Origin of the sequence: Pseudomonas weihenstephanensis, from assembly GCF_001043055.1 — a bacterium.
In the GTDB taxonomy this organism is placed as follows: domain Bacteria; phylum Pseudomonadota; class Gammaproteobacteria; order Pseudomonadales; family Pseudomonadaceae; genus Aquipseudomonas; species Aquipseudomonas weihenstephanensis.
The window spans coordinates 82242-98175 of record NZ_JYLF01000004.1; the positions used below are offsets into that span (position 1 = coordinate 82242).

Below are 15934 nucleotides of genomic sequence, written 5' to 3' on the forward strand. Positions count from 1 at the left end.
CTTTCAAAGTTCTATGTTTTCAATATAGTTTTTCCCCGACGCTTCAAGCTTATTAATGATGGTCTGTCGAACTACCGCGTATTGTCGTTGGTTAAGCGTGGAATTACTTGCCGCCGCGTACAGGTCAACGTTGCTGTGGTTCCATTTCCAAAAAAGGACTCTGGTCACCCGGGAGGAGGACTTGAACTGCATACACGTTTTGATCATGAGCACCCCGCCGTCACGGGTCGCGATACACGGCAGAATCTGAAAGTTGCCCGAATTCACACCCTTGGTTTCATTTTCAAACAGGCTCAGGGCTTTGGGCGTGTCTTTGAGTGCGTTTAACACTTGGGCAAGCACATCCAGAATCACCTTGTTAGGCCCCACCACACTGGCAATGATTTCCAGAGCCACTTGATCCATGGTGAACGCCTGCTTAAGTCCGGTCACTTTGTGTATGGCCTCACCGGTTGTCGTCCAGCCGCACTTACTGAGAATTTCATTGTAGTAATTGAAACGCTCAACACGGTGCGTGTCTTTATTGGGGTACTTCTTGTCGACGGCCAATTGAGCAAATAACACGCCATCTTGCACATCCTGTTTCAGCTGCTCACTCAGGCCACCAACAAATGACACCACGCTGTTACCCGTCACCAGCGCACTGTCACCGTCCGCCTTCATTGTTTTTAAAGCCGTGGCCCTGAGGGTCTTGAAGCGGGGAATCAGCGAGGGGGCTACCACGGGAAGTTCCAGACTGCTCACAAAACCAAGACGTTCCACGTCATCAATGCCGTTCACATCACTGTTTTCAATATCCATATCATTCACCTTGTCGGCCATCATGGCCCTTAAATGTTTATTACTGCCTGCCGGATGCAGACAATAAAAACATTAGACACCCCACCTGCTTGCGTCCAATGCGCTGAATAATTAACTGCGTAAATACCGTGCAACACTTAATCAAACTTCCCTGAGTTATATATTTACCACTCGCCGGCACAACCTATGAAAACACACACTTACACACTCCCCCTGCTTTTTATTTATTCACGTCAAAATATGAAAAAACAATACACCCCGCACTTCAACACGCTCTATTACCTTAATCAGTAACTTTCGAAGACTTATTGCACGCGCACAGGCGAACATTCTGACGTCGCTACCCCATCAAAATGAATGAACTCTTTATTCAAAAATGAGAGCTATGGCCCTGTGACGGGCCATAACGTCATGAGGTCAGGGCTTATCGCCATACCAGCGTGGCGTATAGACCCACTCGCGCCCGTCAGCACGTGGGAAGGTGCAGGTGGTCGATGAACCAATAATGACCATCGTGCGCATATCCACTTGGTCCGGCGTCAAGTCTCCCAGGGTGGTCACCCGTAACGTCTGACCCGGCCGCCCGATATCACGCCCCAACACGACAGGTGTTTGCGGTGTGCGATGGCGGGCGACGATTTCCAGCGCCACGCCCAGTTGCCAGGGGCGTGAGCGTGAAATGGGGTTGTAGAACGCCAATGCCAGGTCCGCCTCGCCCGCCAGATCCAAGCGTTTCTCGATGATGCTCCAGGGCTTGAGGTTGTCAGAGAGCGACATCACGCAGAAGTCGTGCCCCAAAGGCGCACCGGCCTGTGCGGCGGTCGCCAGCGAAGCCGATACGCCGGGCAATATTTCAAGATCAACGCTGTGCCATCGCGGGTCGCTGGACGCGTGCAACGCCTCAAGCACTGCGGCCGCCATCGCGAATACGCCGGGGTCGCCAGAGGACACCACCACCACTGAGCGACCTTGTGCGGCCAACTCGAAGGCATGCCGGGCGCGCTGCATTTCTTCGCGATTGTCCGTGCAATGCAGCACCTGATCCGCACGAAACGGCCCGGCCATGCGCACGTACGTTTCATAGCCCAGCACGTCATTGGCCTGTGCCAGCGCTGCCTTGACCGCAGGCACCATCAGCTCGGCTGCGCCAGGCCCCAGCCCAATCACCGCCAAACGCCCGCGTGCGCGGCCTATTTGCTGGAGGTCCAACGGCAAAGACGCTACCCCCAATACCACGCCATTCAGCGGATTTCGCCAGGTTAATGGCTGAGCGCAGAAGTCATCACTGGCTTGGGCAAAACGCAATGGCACCTCCCACTCAGCAGCCAGCTCATGCAGTTGAACATCTGCCATCAATGTGTCGTCGGCCACGATACAAGCCAGGGATTGCCAGGCCAGTTTCGCGTCCTGCAAGGCTTCACGTATGGCCTGAGCGCTAACCACTGTGTCCAGTCTGGCCACTACATTGCGCGGGTAGATCCGCAGCTCGTCAGCCACGGGATCGCGCTCATCACTGCCCACATGAATCGCCAGACGCGCCTGCGGACTGACCGCCAATTGCGCGCTGGCCAGCCACGGGGCGTCACCTTCAATGCGCACCGACTCACCGGCCAACAAATCTGAAACAAAACGTTTGCCCAGTTCCAGATCGCCCAACGCGTAGCCACTTGGCGGGTTCAGCAAGCAGGTCCCAAATCGCAGTTCGCCGCTGGTGGTGATGGCGGGTGCAATGCCCAAACCGACAGCGATCTTACGCGCCAGATCATTCACCCCGCTCAACCCGCCCAACAATGGCACTACTGCGCTGGCGTCTTCGGCCACCGCCAACACGGGTGGTTCGGCGCCTTTTTCCAGCAACAGCGGTGCGAGGGTGCGGATCACGATACCCGCCGCACACAGCGCAATAATCGGTGTGTCCTGCTGATACAGCTGACGCAGGTTGGCGCCAAAGTCGCTGTAGACGCGATCAGCACCGTCAACCCGTTCGGCCAGGCCATGAATCAATGCATCCGGGTACAGTTGCTGAATACGCCGTGCTGTCGCCAGGCTGCCATTGCCCAGAATGACAATGGCCGGTGCGGTACGACTCATCCTTGCCACCGTTCGCCAGGCACGATAATCAGCGAGAAGTACGGCGATGACATCGGGTCGACCTCATTGAACGGCACAACTTTCTGATTGCTCATGGTCGCGCGCTCTACGTACAGGGCACGGTCGGCCAACCCCAATTCGGTCAGGACTTCACGCACCTTATGAAAGTTGCGCCCCAGTTTCATGATGACGGCAGCATCGGCATCGGCCAAACGACGTTTGAGTTCATCGTGCGGCAAAACGCCCGACAACACTGACAGGCTCTGGTTACGGTAAACCAGCGGCACACCGAGCACTGATGCGCCACCCAACATCGAACACACACCCGGTACCACTTCGGCCTCGAACTGGTGTGCCAGTCGGTCGTGCAAGTACATGTAAGAACCATAGAAGAACGGGTCGCCTTCGCAGATCACGGCCACATCGCGGCCAGCTTGCAAGTGCTGCGCGACGTCTTCTGCGGCCTGATCATAAAAATCGCTGATCACTTGCTCATACGACAGCGGTGCGGGCAGCACTTCGGTGGTTACCGGGTACACCAGCGGCATCAAGCTTTGCGCGCCTTGCAGGTGAGCCTCAATGATGCCGAATGCGTTGCCTTTTTTACCTTTGGCCACGAAATAGGCCACCACCGGCGACTCGCGCAGCAGGCGCAAGGCTTTGACCGTAATCAGTTCAGGATCGCCAGGGCCAACACCCAAGCCGATCAAACGTCCAGGCTGCGTCATTACTCGATCTCCGTCGCCAGTGCGTTTACCGCGGCCGCAGCCATGGCGCTGCCGCCACGACGACCCTGCATGATCACAAACGGCACGCCACGGCTGTCTGCCGCCAGCATGGCCTTGGATTCGGCCGCCCCGACAAAACCGACCGGAAAGCCGAGGATTAACGCAGGCTTTGGCGCGCCGGCGTCGATCATTTCCAAGAGGTAAAACAGTGCGGTCGGTGCGTTACCAATCACCACCACGCTGCCTTCCAGGTACGGGCGCCACAGTTCAAGGGCCACGGCGGAGCGGGTGTTGCCCTGCTCTAGGGCCATCTGGGCCACACCGTCTTCTTTAAGGGTGCAAATCACCTTGTTGTTGGCAGGCAAACGGGTGCGTGTGACCCCTTCAAGCACCATGCGCGCATCGCACAAAATCGGCGCGCCAGCGGCCAGCGCATCGCGTCCGGCCTTGCCTGCACCCGGTGAGAAACGCAGGTCTTCGATAGCGTCGACCATGCCGCAGGCGTGAATCACGCGCACAGCAAGTTTTTCGAGGTCAGCCGGGATGCTGTCGAGGTTGGCCTCGGCCCGAATAATGGCGAACGAATTGCGATAGATCTCTTGACCGTCGCGGATGTAATCAATCATCGGTGTTGCTCCGTTGGCGGGCCTCAAGCCAGGCGCCTGCCGCTTCAATAGTGAGGTTGCACCCGCGCAGAACGCCGAAACCGGCGTGTTCTGGGGCGCGTAAATAGAGGTCGTAATGACCGGGCGCTACGGCCAGCAATGTGACCGGCGCAATGTGGGCAGCCGCGCAGGAACGCTGGCAGCCACTGAGGTGGATGTTGAGAGGTTGTGACAACAGGGTCGCGAGCTGACGCGCATCCTGCTTGGTGTCTGCCAAGCCTTTGGCACAGGCGCTGGACCCGGTGCAGGCGACCAGGTGCGACAGCGGATCGGTGACATCACACAGCAAGCCCAGGGCTATTAGTTGTTGGGTCACTTCGGGCGCCAGTTCGGCGCGGATATGGGGCAACAGCACGCTCTGCCATGGGGTAAAGCGCAAGGTGCCATCGCCGTAATCGCTGGCGATCTGCGCCAACCCATTGAGCATGGCCGCGTTCAATCGTCCCAACGGCGGCACAGCCCCCACATACACCCGGCCCGTTTCACGTTGTGGATACGTGCCAATGTGCAGAGGCGTCTCAGGGGTATGACGGCGCCATGCGGCCAGTTGAACTGGCGCAACACTGAGGCGTTCTGCCAATTGCTGGACGAACTGTGTAACAGGTACCTCTTTGAGCAGGTGGCGCATGCGCGTGTGCTCAGGGCGCGCCCTATCAAGGAACAGGTTCAGCACGGCCATGATCAGCTCATGCCCCTGTGCAACCGGCACTGCCGCCAATGCCGCGTCGTGTGCCGGACAACCTGCCAGACCAAAACCCAGCAGCACCTGCCCCTCGTGCTCAAACGCGGATAACCACAGATCATGCGGATGCTCCAGCATTGCCAGCGCTTCCCCCCCGTCGAGCTGAACAGCGAACTTGGCTGACAATTCGGACAACCTTGGGGTTGTTTCCAAACTGGCGAGGACCTCTTGGGCCAATGGCCAAGTGTCCAGTGCCATTGCCGGATCAATGCCCGCACTGGGGCTGAGCATCAGATTACGCACTTCATCACTGGCCGCCGTGTTCGGGCCAAGCCCCGCTGCCAGCAACGGCGCAATCAGTGCCGAATGCTGCGAGCCTACCCCGCGAATTTGCAGATTGGCGCGGTTAGTGGCTTCGATCACCCCGCTGGCATAGTGCATGGCCACATCGGCCACTGCCCGTGCCTGACTGGCTGTGATTGAGCCTCCGGCCAGTTTGACCCGACATATACCGCCGTCCATTGCCGGAACAATGCGCAGCAACCCCGGGCACCCCGAGGGGCGAACAGGCGTTTGGGACGGGGTATTTGATGAGGGTGTGTTCACGGGTTAACCAAGGCAGGCAGTACGCTCTTTGAGGGCGCGTATTATGCCTGCTTTGGGCAACAGCATGAAAAGCTTGCCGGACGGAATGACAGGGGCTACCCCGACGTTACGCGGATACGGGGTAATTACGCCCCAAACGCAATAACAGCAAAACGACTGTATCGGCATTGGCCAGCATTAAGTCGACGCGTTTGGCAGGATCATGTTTGAAAACCTGCCGCGCTTCTTCCAGCGTGTTCACACCGGCAATACTTTTGACCTTCGCCTTGGCAGGTCCTGACGGTATGTCCGACCACCCCATCGTGTCGGGATCAAGCTTTTGAAAAATATGTTCGAGGGGTAATTGGGGGGTGTGGCATTGCTGGAAGGTTTCGGTCATATCTTTCAACTCACGCCCAAGAGGCTCGCTCGTGTCGAACAAGTCCAGATAGGGAAAGCCCGCATTCAAATAATGAATGTCTTCAGTACCCAATACCTGATGCGTTATTTCGTGCAGCAGAAATGATGCCTGCAACTGGCGGCTGACCGGAAAGGGGGGAACTGTTTGTTTCAGGTAGGGATGGCTCAACAGATACGGCTGCTCAAACACCGGGCTGAAAAACTCCTCGGTCAAGTACACACGCTTGGCTCCATCCAATCGGTTGACAAAGGCTGAGGAATGCGAACCGAATCGAGACCGGCACACCACGTACTTATTGGACGTGTGTGGCGACATTTCGGGGTGCATAAAACGCGCAAGCATGTCGTCGAAAGCGCGACTGAGCTGATCTTCCAGGGCTTGATCGACACTGCCTACATCAAAGAAACGGGAGATCCATTGACGATTTTGTACAGCCTCTGCGTCTGGCCCATGCAACGTTTGCAACGCACGCCTGCTGCGTTGCAAATAACCGATCGCCATTGAATGAGCCTCGCGGATGGCAAGTGCCTTGTGGGGGTAGCGCCGCTCAATACTTTCCATGCCAATGGCTCGGATTTCATAACTCAGCGCATTTACCGCCAGGTTGGTATAGCCGTCCAGCCGCGAAAGTACGGCGCCCCCGAACAGAAACTCGTCTGCATCTACCTCCCAGACCTGTTGAGTGTTGAGTTTGATCAATGGCCCTTCACGGTGCTCACCCATATAAATGCGCCACCGCTGGCGCCACGGGTAAATGCGAAACACTTGCCCTCGCCAGTGCACATATTTAAGGCCCGATCGCGGATCGCTGTAGATCTGGCTGTCGAGGTCCTTATTCAGGTCTCTCAGAGCAATGTCATTGGCCTGGAAAGGCGTAAGCGCCGCTTGCTGTTTTTCACGCGTGGTCTGTGTCTCAGAGGGCAACCTGCGCTGCGCCGGTTTTAAGGTCACGGTGCTGTTTTCAAGGCCAGGATGAAGCGTGCGCCGGCTTGAGGCCAACATCACCAAGGCGAGTGCAAACTGCTCAACCGATAAGACCCAGTCACCTTTTTTAAAGGACGCGACCCCTTCACGCGCCAAGCCAACACCTTGCCAAACAACGAATGGAATACTCAATTTGCCAGGCACGAACATGATTGCGGTGCTGACCACCAACGTAAGCAAATACTTAAACGACTCCCAGTCTTTCTCGGCAGTGGTTTTGGACTGCAAGGCCGCCATCGCCAACAGTAAATGGTAGTTGTCGCTGTAGAGCTGTAGAAACAGATTCCCCGCGATGGGCCGACTGGCCAGCGTGACAGGTGCCGGTGTTGACAGGTCACCCAACACCGTTGAATCGATATAGCGCGGTAAGTGTGGCTCGACAAAACCACCGTTGGCGTAAGTTTTGTGCTCACTGGCGGGCAGACGCTGCAACAACAGGGTTTGCAACGCGGCACTGCTGTGTATATCAGCCAACACAGCCGTTTCGCTGGCATATTCGGTCAACGAAAAACGCTGGCTGTACATCACCCACAGCAGGCACGGCCCGGTTTGAGCGCCCAACGGGCCAATCATGTAAATACCGGTTGCCGGGTCCGGCTCTAGCCCGGTATCCGCTATGAGCTCCAGGGGTTTAATGATGACCGCAACATCCGTGAGCGCCTCGCGCGCTGTTCCGTCTGGGCGGCTCAGCACATGCTCCAGATAACGATAAGCGGTCTCGCTGAGCCTGCCACTGAGCTTTCCTTGCAGCCCTTGCTCCAATGTTTGCAAAACGAGCTGTTCGGCAAACTGATGCTGGCGCAAAGCGACCCCTTCATGCCCTGGGGCCAACCGGGTTTTCAACACCTGTTGGTACGCCCCCCCTATGTCCAATTTTCTGACCATACGCTTGAGGTAGCCGGCGTCCAGCGCTACCGGTAACGCGGCTCCATTGCTTGAGCGTAAAAAAATCGCCCCGCCCACCAGTCGATAAAAACCGTTGAGCGCAAACTGTGTGAGGGTCTGGACTTCACGAGAGGTGGCCGCCGGTAAAAAAGACGGTGTACTGCCAACAAGAACCGGCGCCGCATCGTAAGTATCAACCACCACCTCAATAGCATCGGGGTCAAGCACAAGGCTGGGGAAGTCTACGAGCAGGCGCGCCTTGAGGTGTGTTCTTGAATAGTCGTTGATGTCAGGAATGTCTCGCAGGTAGTAGCCTTTTCCCTGCACAACATATTGATAGCGTTGAAGCAGGTTGGCGTATTGCAGTTGCTCATCTGCCGAGGCATTTTTCAGCCAGTCAGGCAGCGAAGCCTTGAACACTTGTGCATCTGCCAAGGCTTGCGCATAACCAAATGTGACCCCGGCACGCCCCTCAACCAGCTGACTTAGCGCCATATTCTCAAACGCTTGCGCACTCATCTTTGCCTCGTGCGCGCGCAGGCACAGGTAATCGGCGTCTTTAAGCATTTTGCCAATGGCCAGGTTTTGGCTATCGCGCACAAAGTCAGATTCGATCCGGTCAAAATAAAGCCACGGCTCACGCTCTGCGGGGTGTCCGTCTTGCTGCCGGTCCAAATACGCCTCGACCAACGGTTGTTCCGCGCAGCTCACATGGTTCAGCAGCCCCCCGCGCAAGGTCTTGTCCAGCCAACGCGCCTCAAGCCCGGCGCGACAAACGTCCAGAGATTCGAACCCCTCAAAACCCAGGAGCGGCGTCCAGATAATCGCGCGACCCGCATGGATCGACTCCAACCCTCCACGCTCGGTGACCAGAAAACAATTGGCCACGGCCACTGCGTTTAGCATGCCTCCCAGTGCCAACGAGAAGCGATAAACATCGGGCACGAAATGCTTGAGAGCAGGTCGGGCAGTACTCACCGGATAACCCAGAACGGTTTTGACAATTGCCTGGTCAGTCAAACTCAGACTGTTGTCCAGATAGTTGAGGCGTACTTCAGCACGTAGCATCACCATCCTTAACATCGCCAACCGACTCGCCAGAGAGTCATCTGCCAGCGGGTTGCGCCGGGCAAAAAAGAATGCCGTTAGCTGTTGCTGATAATGCGGGGCAAAATTCTTTACCGCCTGGTCCAGCACCGTCAGCAACTTGGTCCCGCCGAATTTTTTTAGCGGCTTTACTTCGTCACTGACCTTCGATGTCACCCCGACCTGAATGTGCGCAGGATCAAGGGGAAAAGCATGGCGCCCCGTAAAATGCTCTAAAAATGCATCAACCAGCGAACTCGCACGATGCACCACTGCACCCGGGGCCTGTGGGGGCCTGTCGAAAATCTGGACCACAGTATGGGTAATATCCAGTCCAGCGTGCCCTGCTCGCATCAAGGGTTCCAACAACTGCTGTCGGGCAGCTGAACGAGGTGTTGGCCAGTGTCGCAGCAGTGCATCGCGCTGCGCTTGCACTATTGGCAGCTTGAGGCTGAGCAAGTCTGCCAGGCCGCCATTGTCGTTGCACGACAGCCTTAACCCATTGGTATTGGGCACAAAACGACTGTCCCAGCGGCCTTGGGTATTGCGCCGCAAAAATGCGGGGTCGATCAGGCCTCGAATATCAAGCGCATGGTCCAACGCCGCCAGCACTTGAGTTTGAACCTGATATTGGTGCAACAAGTAGCCAAAGTCGCGAGCTTGTTTGAGGCGAATATCCAGCATGCATTGGTCGAACACATCACCTTCGATATTTTCGACGCTCAGACGCGGCGCAGACATACCCGCCAACAACGCCTGCTGATCCAGGGGGGCGTGATGTGCAATGGACTCGTATGCCGAAGGGTCCCTGAGTGGATTTAGCACATACGCCTTGAGCCGGGCGCGAGAGGACAGCTTTGTCAAACCCGTCGATGCGCTGAACAAAAACACCTCCGAGGTTTGGCCCGGAACAAAAATCCCCAACAGTGCACAGAGCAACACCTCGGCCCCGTCCACTTGGAACACCCGTAACCGGATCGCCTGGATCTTACGGGGACCACTTGCACCGGACGCCAGCTGCTTCAAATCCAGGAACTGTTCGGCGCTTATTTCCCCGGCATGATGTGCCTGCACGGCGTGCTGAAAAAAAATATCCCTTAACCGGGCGACACAATAAGCGTGCGCGGTGGGTTTAGGTGCCTGCGCTTCGCGCCAATAATCTGCCAAAGCCTCATTCATCTGCATGGGCAGTTGCTCGGTTGCAGCCCGTAATACGCCGGTAAATCGGGTCAGCAACGTGTCATCGTCATCCTGGACATGCTGAATAAACGGGCCAGAGAATCTGTGATTCTCATCCGCCGCCAGCTGGCCCTTGACGAAAAAATCCAGGGCGACACTGCTCAGGCTGGTCACTGTTTCACTGGGCACAGAAGAATGAGCTCCCCGCCGGGTGCTGTGAACCCGAATGCTATGAGCGTCTAACGATTGCCCCGCAAACGCTCGCTCCAGCTGCACCTTCAGTTGGGCATCCAGCAAAGAACGCAAGGACGGGACAGCGACCAGTGACGCGAGTGTGTCCTCCTGACTTTGTTGCACTAAGCCAGCCATGCTCTGGCTGGCGTGAGCCTTGATCGACAATGACAAGGGTTGAGTCAGTAACTGGATCTGACCGGGTTGCGCCAACGCCGGCCGAACATCTACCGGGACCACATGCAGCCACTCAACGCGCTTGACCGGATCATCCAGTGCCTGTTCAAGCCCATGACGCAAAGCATCGACATTGACGTATCGCTCTAACCCGCCCAGTACTGTCAGTAAAAACACATATTCATCCGGGCAAGCATTGTGTCGGAGCATGTAAGCGCCAGCCAACAGCGCAGGTCGGGACTGATGTCGGGATACAAACAGGCTATTGGCCCAAAGCCCGGTGTCATCCTCAAGCACCTGTTTTAACCACGCGCCCTCAAGTGCAGTAATGGCACCTGATGACTCAGCGGCCGCAAGCCCGCTGCGAAAGGTGTCTTGCAGGGACTGCGAAGCATAAAAAGAATGTCCTGTCAGGTTCATGGGGTATTCCTGAAAAAGAACTCAGACGCTACCCACCTGCGTGATCAGGCATGCGTTACATAGTTAGTGCATCAGGCGCGCTTTTGTAAGCATGTGCATATCGGTACACCCCCGTCTGCACGCTGAGCGACCACACGCAAGGGCAGCTCCGCGTCAAGCCGCGTATCATGTGGCCCTTATCGCCCGGCCTTTGATCGGTACGGCGAGCAGACAGATTGATCTTGAACATGAGGATTGGCATGGCGCCCTGGCTAACAGTTGTGGGAATCGGTGAAGACGGCTTCAGCGGTCTGGGCAAAAACGCCCGGCGAGCGCTGTTGAGCGCAAGCACAGTGATGGGCAGCCAGCGTCAGCTGGATCTGCTGCCTGTGTGTATGCGTGCCGAACGCCAACGCTGGCCAAGCCCCTTTTCACTCACGCCCGTGCTGGCGCTTCGTGGCAAGCCGGTCTGTGTGCTGGCCAGTGGCGATCCCATGCTGTTCGGCGTGGGCGCCAGCCTGGCGCGCACCGTTCCCGGCGATGAAATGCAAATATTGCCGTCACCTTCTTCGTTTTCATTGGCCGCCGCACGCTTGGGCTGGGCCTTACAGGATGTGATCACGTTATCGGTGGTGGCGCGTCCCCTCGCCGCCCTCAATGCCCACTTGCACAGTGGTGTACGCCTGCTGGTATTGAGCAATGACGCCAGCAGCCCCGCCGCCATCGCGGCGCTGTTGCGCGAGCAAGGCTTTGGGCCTAGCCGCCTGTGCGTGCTTGAACATCTGGGCGGCCCGACCGAACGACGCGTCCAGGCGTGCGCCGCCGACTGGGATAACCCGCCCCTCGCCGATCTGAATGTGCTGGCAATCGACTGTGTGGCCGATGCCAGCGCACAACCGCTGTCGCGTATCGGCGGCCTACCCGACAGCGCTTTCAAGCATGACGGCCAACTGACCAAACGCGATGTGCGCGCTATCACCCTCGCCCGCCTCGCACCCTTACCCGGTCAACTGCTGTGGGACGTGGGCGCGGGCAGCGGTTCCATCGGCATCGAATGGATGCGCTGCTACCCCAGCTGTCGCACCGTGGCCATTGAGGCGGACAGCGGCCGCCAATCGCTGATCGAACACAACCGCGACGCGCTGGGCGTGCCCGGCCTGCAATTAATTCGCGGCAAAGCCCCGCAGGCGCTCGACGGGCTGGAGCGACCGGACGCCATTTTTATCGGCGGCGGCGTGACCCGTGAAGGCGTGCTCGACACCTGTTGGCAGCAGCTCAAGCCCGGCGGGCGGCTAGTGGCCAATGCCGTAACCCTGCAAAGTGAACTGTTGCTGATGAGCTGGCGCGAACAACATGGCGGTGAGCTGACGCGCATTCATATCGCCCAGGCGCAGCCCTTAGGCGACTTCGACACCTGGCGCCAAGCACTGCCGATAACCCTTTTAGACGTGACCAAAGCCCTTGATGCGTGACGAAACCGCCGAACAACCCGCACCGCTGCGCAGCGGTCTGACCACTGGTAGCTGCGCGACGGCGACCAGCCTGGCCGCCGCCCGCCTGCTGCTGAGTGGCATAAGCCATGACGCGGTTGAAATCACCCTGCCCAAGGGCAAAGTCGTGACCATGCGCCTGGAATTCTGCCGCCTTCACGCGCAGGGTGCCGAAGCCGGAACCCTCAAGGACGCAGGCGACGACCCAGATGTGACCCATGGGGCGCTGTTGTATTCGCGTGTGCGCCTGCTACCGCAGGCGGGTATCTCGTTTGTCGCCGGTCAGGGCGTTGGCACCGTGACGCGCCCCGGCCTGGTGCTGGCTGTAGGCGAGCCTGCGATCAACCCGGTGCCGCGCAAGATGATCAGCGATCACTTGCTGCAATTGGCCGCAGAGCACGGTTACGGCGGCGGGTTTGAAGTCACGGTCAACGTGCGCGATGGTGAATCGCTGGCGCTCAAAACCATGAATCCGCGGTTGGGGATTCTGGGCGGGCTGTCGATTTTGGGCACCAGCGGCATCGTGCGCCCATTCTCCTGTGCGGCCTACATCGCCTCAATCCATCAAGGCATCGACGTGGCCAAAACCAATGGCTATCTGCACATTGCCGCCTGCACCGGCAATGCCAGCGAAGACACCATGCGCCGCGTGTACCACTTGCCGGAAATCGCCCTGATCGAAATGGGCGACTTTGTGGGGGCGGTGCTCAAGCACCTGCGCAAAGTCCCTGTGGATAAGTTGAGCCTGTGCGGCGGCTTCGGCAAAATCAGCAAACTGGCCGCCGGCCACATGGATTTGCACAGCCGCCATTCCAGTATCGACTTGGCGCAGTTGGCGCAATGGGCCGCCGCCATTGGCGCCGACGCTGAGTTGCAAGCCGCCATCCGTGCGGCCAATACCAGCCAGCAAGCCTTGGCCATGGCCAGCGCGGCGGGCATCGCGCTCGGAGACGCTGTGTGCCAGCACGCACTCAATTTTGCACGCAGCGTGGTGCCTGCGCAGGTGCAAGTCGAAGTCTTCGCCATCGACCGTCAAGGGGTCATCGTTGGCCACGCCGGAGCCTTTACATGACGCGCATTTTATTACTCGGCGGGGTCACCGAAGCACTGGCCATTGCCCGCACGCTGGGGCCGCAACACGTTTACAGCCTGGCGGGTATGGGCCGCGTACCCACTGACTTGCACTGCCAAGTGCGGGTCGGGGGGTATGGCGGCGCAGAAGGATTGGCACAGTACATTCGCGAGCAACGCATCGACCTGCTGCTGGATGCGACCCACCCGTATGCCGCGCAAATCAGCCACAACGCGGCCGAGGCGGCCCGCTGCTGCGCCATTGCGTGCTGGGCCTTGCGCCGCCCGGCCTGGCAGGCCCAGGCCGCTGATGACTGGCGTGAAGTTGCCGACTGGGCCGAACTGGTGGCCGCCCTCACACCGTTCAAACGACCGCTGTTTACCTTGGGCAAAGAACCGCTGGCGCACCTGCATGAGATTCCAACCGATCAGTTCTGGACCTTGCGCGCGCTGGACCCGTATCCCGGCAATGAGCGCTGTGAAGTCATCGGCGCACGCGGTCCGTTCAGGATTGAGGACGAACGGTTGCTGTTTGAGCAGCGCCACATCGACGTACTGATCAGCAAGAACAGCGGCAGCAGCGCCACCGAACCCAAATTGCAAATCGCCCGTGAGCGTGGGGTGCCCGTGTTGATACTCAAGCGCCCGGCACTGGCGAAGGTAGACCGGGAATTTTGGACGGTGGGGGATGTGCTGGAGGCATTGAAACAGAAAAAATATTTTTGAATGTGTAATTGATGCCTGGGTGTATCCCTGGGGATACGATTCGCCACATGATAAATTTCGAACACACCCATGAATGCTCAAAATGGCTAAGCGCGTTAAAAGACAAGGTTGGGCAAGCACGTATTCTGGCTCGCATCCGAGCCGCAGGATTAGGCCATTTCGCTGACTGCAAGCCTGTGGGCGAACGCGTTTACGACATGCGTATCCAGTGCGGGCCTGGTTAAAGGGTCTACTACACCCGCAAAGGAGCAATGGTTGACCTGCTGCTTATGGGGGGAGATAAAACCACTCAGGCGCGCGAGATAAAACGCGCAAAAAACAGGGCACATATGTTGGGTAATGAGGGCTGAACCATGACCGAGCAACTTACCCGTTTCGATACCGTTGGTTACTTGAAAAGCCCTGAAGAAATGGCGGCCTATCTCAATGCATGCTTCGAGCAAGACCCAGGTGACGGCAGTCTGATTCGCGCTGCACTTAACGATATCGCTCGCGCTCAAGGCATGAGCCAGCTATCACGGGACACAGGGCTGGGCCGCGAGAGCCTCTACAAAGCACTCGGCAGCAGTGGCAATCCGCAGTTCGCGACTGTCATCAAAGTCATGAAAGCACTGGGACTCAAACTGCACGCGAGCGCAGCCTGAGGCTGCGCCACGGTATCTAGCGACACTTCGCCGCACGCGCTCTTTTTACTTACGCTCACCATTCAGGCTAAATAGCCGCCTTGGTCGCGTAACTCACGGAACCCGTCATGTCACGACAACGCTTTGCATTTGCCTGGATCGCCTGCTTTGCAGTGCTATTCAACATGCTCGCCATGTCGATGGCAGGCGCGATGACTGATGCCACCTCAGCCCCCACCGAACAGTTCATGTGGAGCAGCTTTTGCACTTCTACCGGCACCCAGATGGTGGCCGTGTCGTTAGGCAAAGTTGACGCTGGCGACAGCCAAAAAGACGATCACTCGACGATGCAGCACTGCTGGTGCTGCTCAGGCTCGGCGCCGTTAGTCGCCTTGCCGGCGCATATCCCCACGCTGTATTTCGCCGCCATCGAGCATGGCCACAGCCTGATCGCCGACCACCTGAAGCGCCCCACCCCGCGCCAGCAATGGCCGAGCCTCAACCCCCGCGCCTCGCCTCTGGTCTGATTCAGCCTCGCAACCCCTTTGCGTTTGAATCGTTCCGGAGAACTGCCATGTTGAACCTGTCACTGGTCAAGCACGCCCTGATTGCGGCGGCTGTGTTATTGCCTGCCTGCTTTGCCAACGCCCACGAATATAAAGTCGGCGCACTGCAAATTGCTCACCCGTGGTCACAAGAGCTACCACCGAATGCGCCCACTGTGGCGGCGTATTTCGTCATCAAAAACACCGGCAACAGCGCTGACCGTTTGCTGAGTGCCGAGACGCCAATTGCCGAAAAAGCCGAGATTCATGAACACGTCATGCAGGGCGACCTGATGAAAATGCAGCATGTGCCCACGGTTGATATCCCGGCAGGCGGCACTCTCACGTTCGCGCCAATGGCCTATCACGTGATGCTGTTCAACCTCAAAGACCGCAGCCTGCTGCAGGACGGTAAACACTTCCCGCTGACCCTGAACTTTGAAAAGGCAGGTGCGGTGCACGTGGACGTGAATGTGCAAAAACAACCCCCAGCCGCCAGCATGGAACACCTGCACGCCCACTAACGGCCAAGGTTTTTAAACCCGGTGCGCGCGTCTCGCGCCAG

General features: G+C 57.9%; 12 protein-coding genes. 6 read left to right on the forward strand and 6 right to left on the reverse strand.

The genetic code is table 11. The features are described from left to right. Positions 1-3 precede the first annotated feature (3 nt). From TU86_RS11125 to TU86_RS11150, 6 genes are all read right to left on the reverse strand, one after another. Positions 4-801 carry a hypothetical protein gene (locus TU86_RS11125; protein WP_157395894.1) on the reverse strand — a complete coding sequence of 266 codons (798 nt, stop codon included), beginning with the start codon at positions 799-801 and terminating at the stop codon, positions 4-6. Between the two features lie 417 nt (positions 802-1218). Then, entirely contained in the window at positions 1219-2892 is a 1674-nt protein-coding gene (gene cobJ, locus TU86_RS11130; RefSeq protein WP_048364370.1) for a precorrin-3B C(17)-methyltransferase, read from the reverse strand. Next, positions 2889-3620: a precorrin-2 C(20)-methyltransferase gene (locus TU86_RS11135; RefSeq protein WP_048364371.1), complete on the reverse strand. Its 732-nt coding sequence runs from the start codon at positions 3618-3620 to the stop codon at positions 2889-2891. Before TU86_RS11135 ends, cobJ begins: the two co-directional genes overlap by 4 nt. Next, a complete protein-coding gene (locus TU86_RS11140) occupies positions 3620-4246 on the reverse strand; it encodes a precorrin-8X methylmutase (protein WP_048364372.1) in 627 nt (208 codons plus the stop codon). The genes TU86_RS11135 and TU86_RS11140 overlap by 1 nt, the downstream gene beginning before the upstream one ends. After that, a complete protein-coding gene (gene cobG / locus TU86_RS11145; RefSeq protein WP_338053664.1) occupies positions 4239-5573 on the reverse strand; it encodes a precorrin-3B synthase in 1335 nt (444 codons plus the stop codon). The genes TU86_RS11140 and cobG overlap by 8 nt, the downstream gene beginning before the upstream one ends. 106 nt (positions 5574-5679) lie before the next feature. Beyond that, positions 5680-10935: a dermonecrotic toxin domain-containing protein gene (locus TU86_RS11150; protein WP_048364374.1), complete on the reverse strand. Its 5256-nt coding sequence runs from the start codon at positions 10933-10935 to the stop codon at positions 5680-5682. Positions 10936-11174: 239 nt separating this feature from the next. Between TU86_RS11150 and TU86_RS11155 the strand changes: the two genes are divergently transcribed. The 6 genes from TU86_RS11155 to TU86_RS11185 all read left to right on the forward strand — a co-directional run bounded on the left by TU86_RS11155 (position 11175) and on the right by TU86_RS11185 (position 15893). Then, positions 11175-12386 (forward strand): bifunctional cobalt-precorrin-7 (C(5))-methyltransferase/cobalt-precorrin-6B (C(15))-methyltransferase, encoded by a 1212-nt coding sequence (locus tag TU86_RS11155; RefSeq protein ID WP_048364375.1) that lies wholly within the window; start codon positions 11175-11177, stop codon positions 12384-12386. Next, complete coding sequence (locus TU86_RS11160) at positions 12379-13476, forward strand: cobalt-precorrin-5B (C(1))-methyltransferase (RefSeq protein WP_048364376.1); 1098 nt, start codon at positions 12379-12381, stop codon at positions 13474-13476. The genes TU86_RS11155 and TU86_RS11160 overlap by 8 nt, the downstream gene beginning before the upstream one ends. Next, positions 13473-14201 (forward strand): cobalt-precorrin-6A reductase, encoded by a 729-nt coding sequence (locus TU86_RS11165; protein ID WP_048364377.1) that lies wholly within the window; start codon positions 13473-13475, stop codon positions 14199-14201. Before TU86_RS11160 ends, TU86_RS11165 begins: the two co-directional genes overlap by 4 nt. Positions 14202-14554: 353 nt before the next feature. Then, positions 14555-14845: an addiction module antidote protein gene (locus TU86_RS11175; RefSeq protein WP_048364378.1), complete on the forward strand. Its 291-nt coding sequence runs from the start codon at positions 14555-14557 to the stop codon at positions 14843-14845. Between the two features lie 107 nt (positions 14846-14952). Further along, positions 14953-15351, forward strand: coding sequence for a DUF2946 domain-containing protein (locus TU86_RS11180; RefSeq protein WP_048364379.1), 399 nt, complete (start codon positions 14953-14955; stop codon positions 15349-15351). A 47-nt stretch (positions 15352-15398) separates the two neighbouring features. Continuing rightward, positions 15399-15893: a copper chaperone PCu(A)C gene (locus tag TU86_RS11185; RefSeq protein ID WP_048364380.1), complete on the forward strand. Its 495-nt coding sequence runs from the start codon at positions 15399-15401 to the stop codon at positions 15891-15893. Positions 15894-15934: the final 41 nt, after the last annotated feature.

Coding starts and splice junctions, on each gene's coding strand:
- TU86_RS11135 (WP_048364371.1), bottom strand. CDS start 3,620: ATGACGCAGCCTGGACGTTTGATCGGCTTGGGTGTTGGCCCTGGCGAT.
- TU86_RS11150 (WP_048364374.1), bottom strand. CDS start 10,935: ATGAACCTGACAGGACATTCTTTTTATGCTTCGCAGTCCCTGCAAGAC.
- TU86_RS11185 (WP_048364380.1), top strand. CDS start 15,399: ATGTTGAACCTGTCACTGGTCAAGCACGCCCTGATTGCGGCGGCTGTG.
- TU86_RS11155 (WP_048364375.1), top strand. CDS start 11,175: ATGGCGCCCTGGCTAACAGTTGTGGGAATCGGTGAAGACGGCTTCAGC.
- TU86_RS11160 (WP_048364376.1), top strand. CDS start 12,379: ATGCGTGACGAAACCGCCGAACAACCCGCACCGCTGCGCAGCGGTCTG.
- TU86_RS11140 (WP_048364372.1), bottom strand. CDS start 4,246: ATGATTGATTACATCCGCGACGGTCAAGAGATCTATCGCAATTCGTTC.
- TU86_RS11165 (WP_048364377.1), top strand. CDS start 13,473: ATGACGCGCATTTTATTACTCGGCGGGGTCACCGAAGCACTGGCCATT.
- TU86_RS11180 (WP_048364379.1), top strand. CDS start 14,953: ATGTCACGACAACGCTTTGCATTTGCCTGGATCGCCTGCTTTGCAGTG.
- TU86_RS11175 (WP_048364378.1), top strand. CDS start 14,555: ATGACCGAGCAACTTACCCGTTTCGATACCGTTGGTTACTTGAAAAGC.
- cobJ (WP_048364370.1), bottom strand. CDS start 2,892: ATGAGTCGTACCGCACCGGCCATTGTCATTCTGGGCAATGGCAGCCTG.
- TU86_RS11125 (WP_157395894.1), bottom strand. CDS start 801: ATGGATATTGAAAACAGTGATGTGAACGGCATTGATGACGTGGAACGT.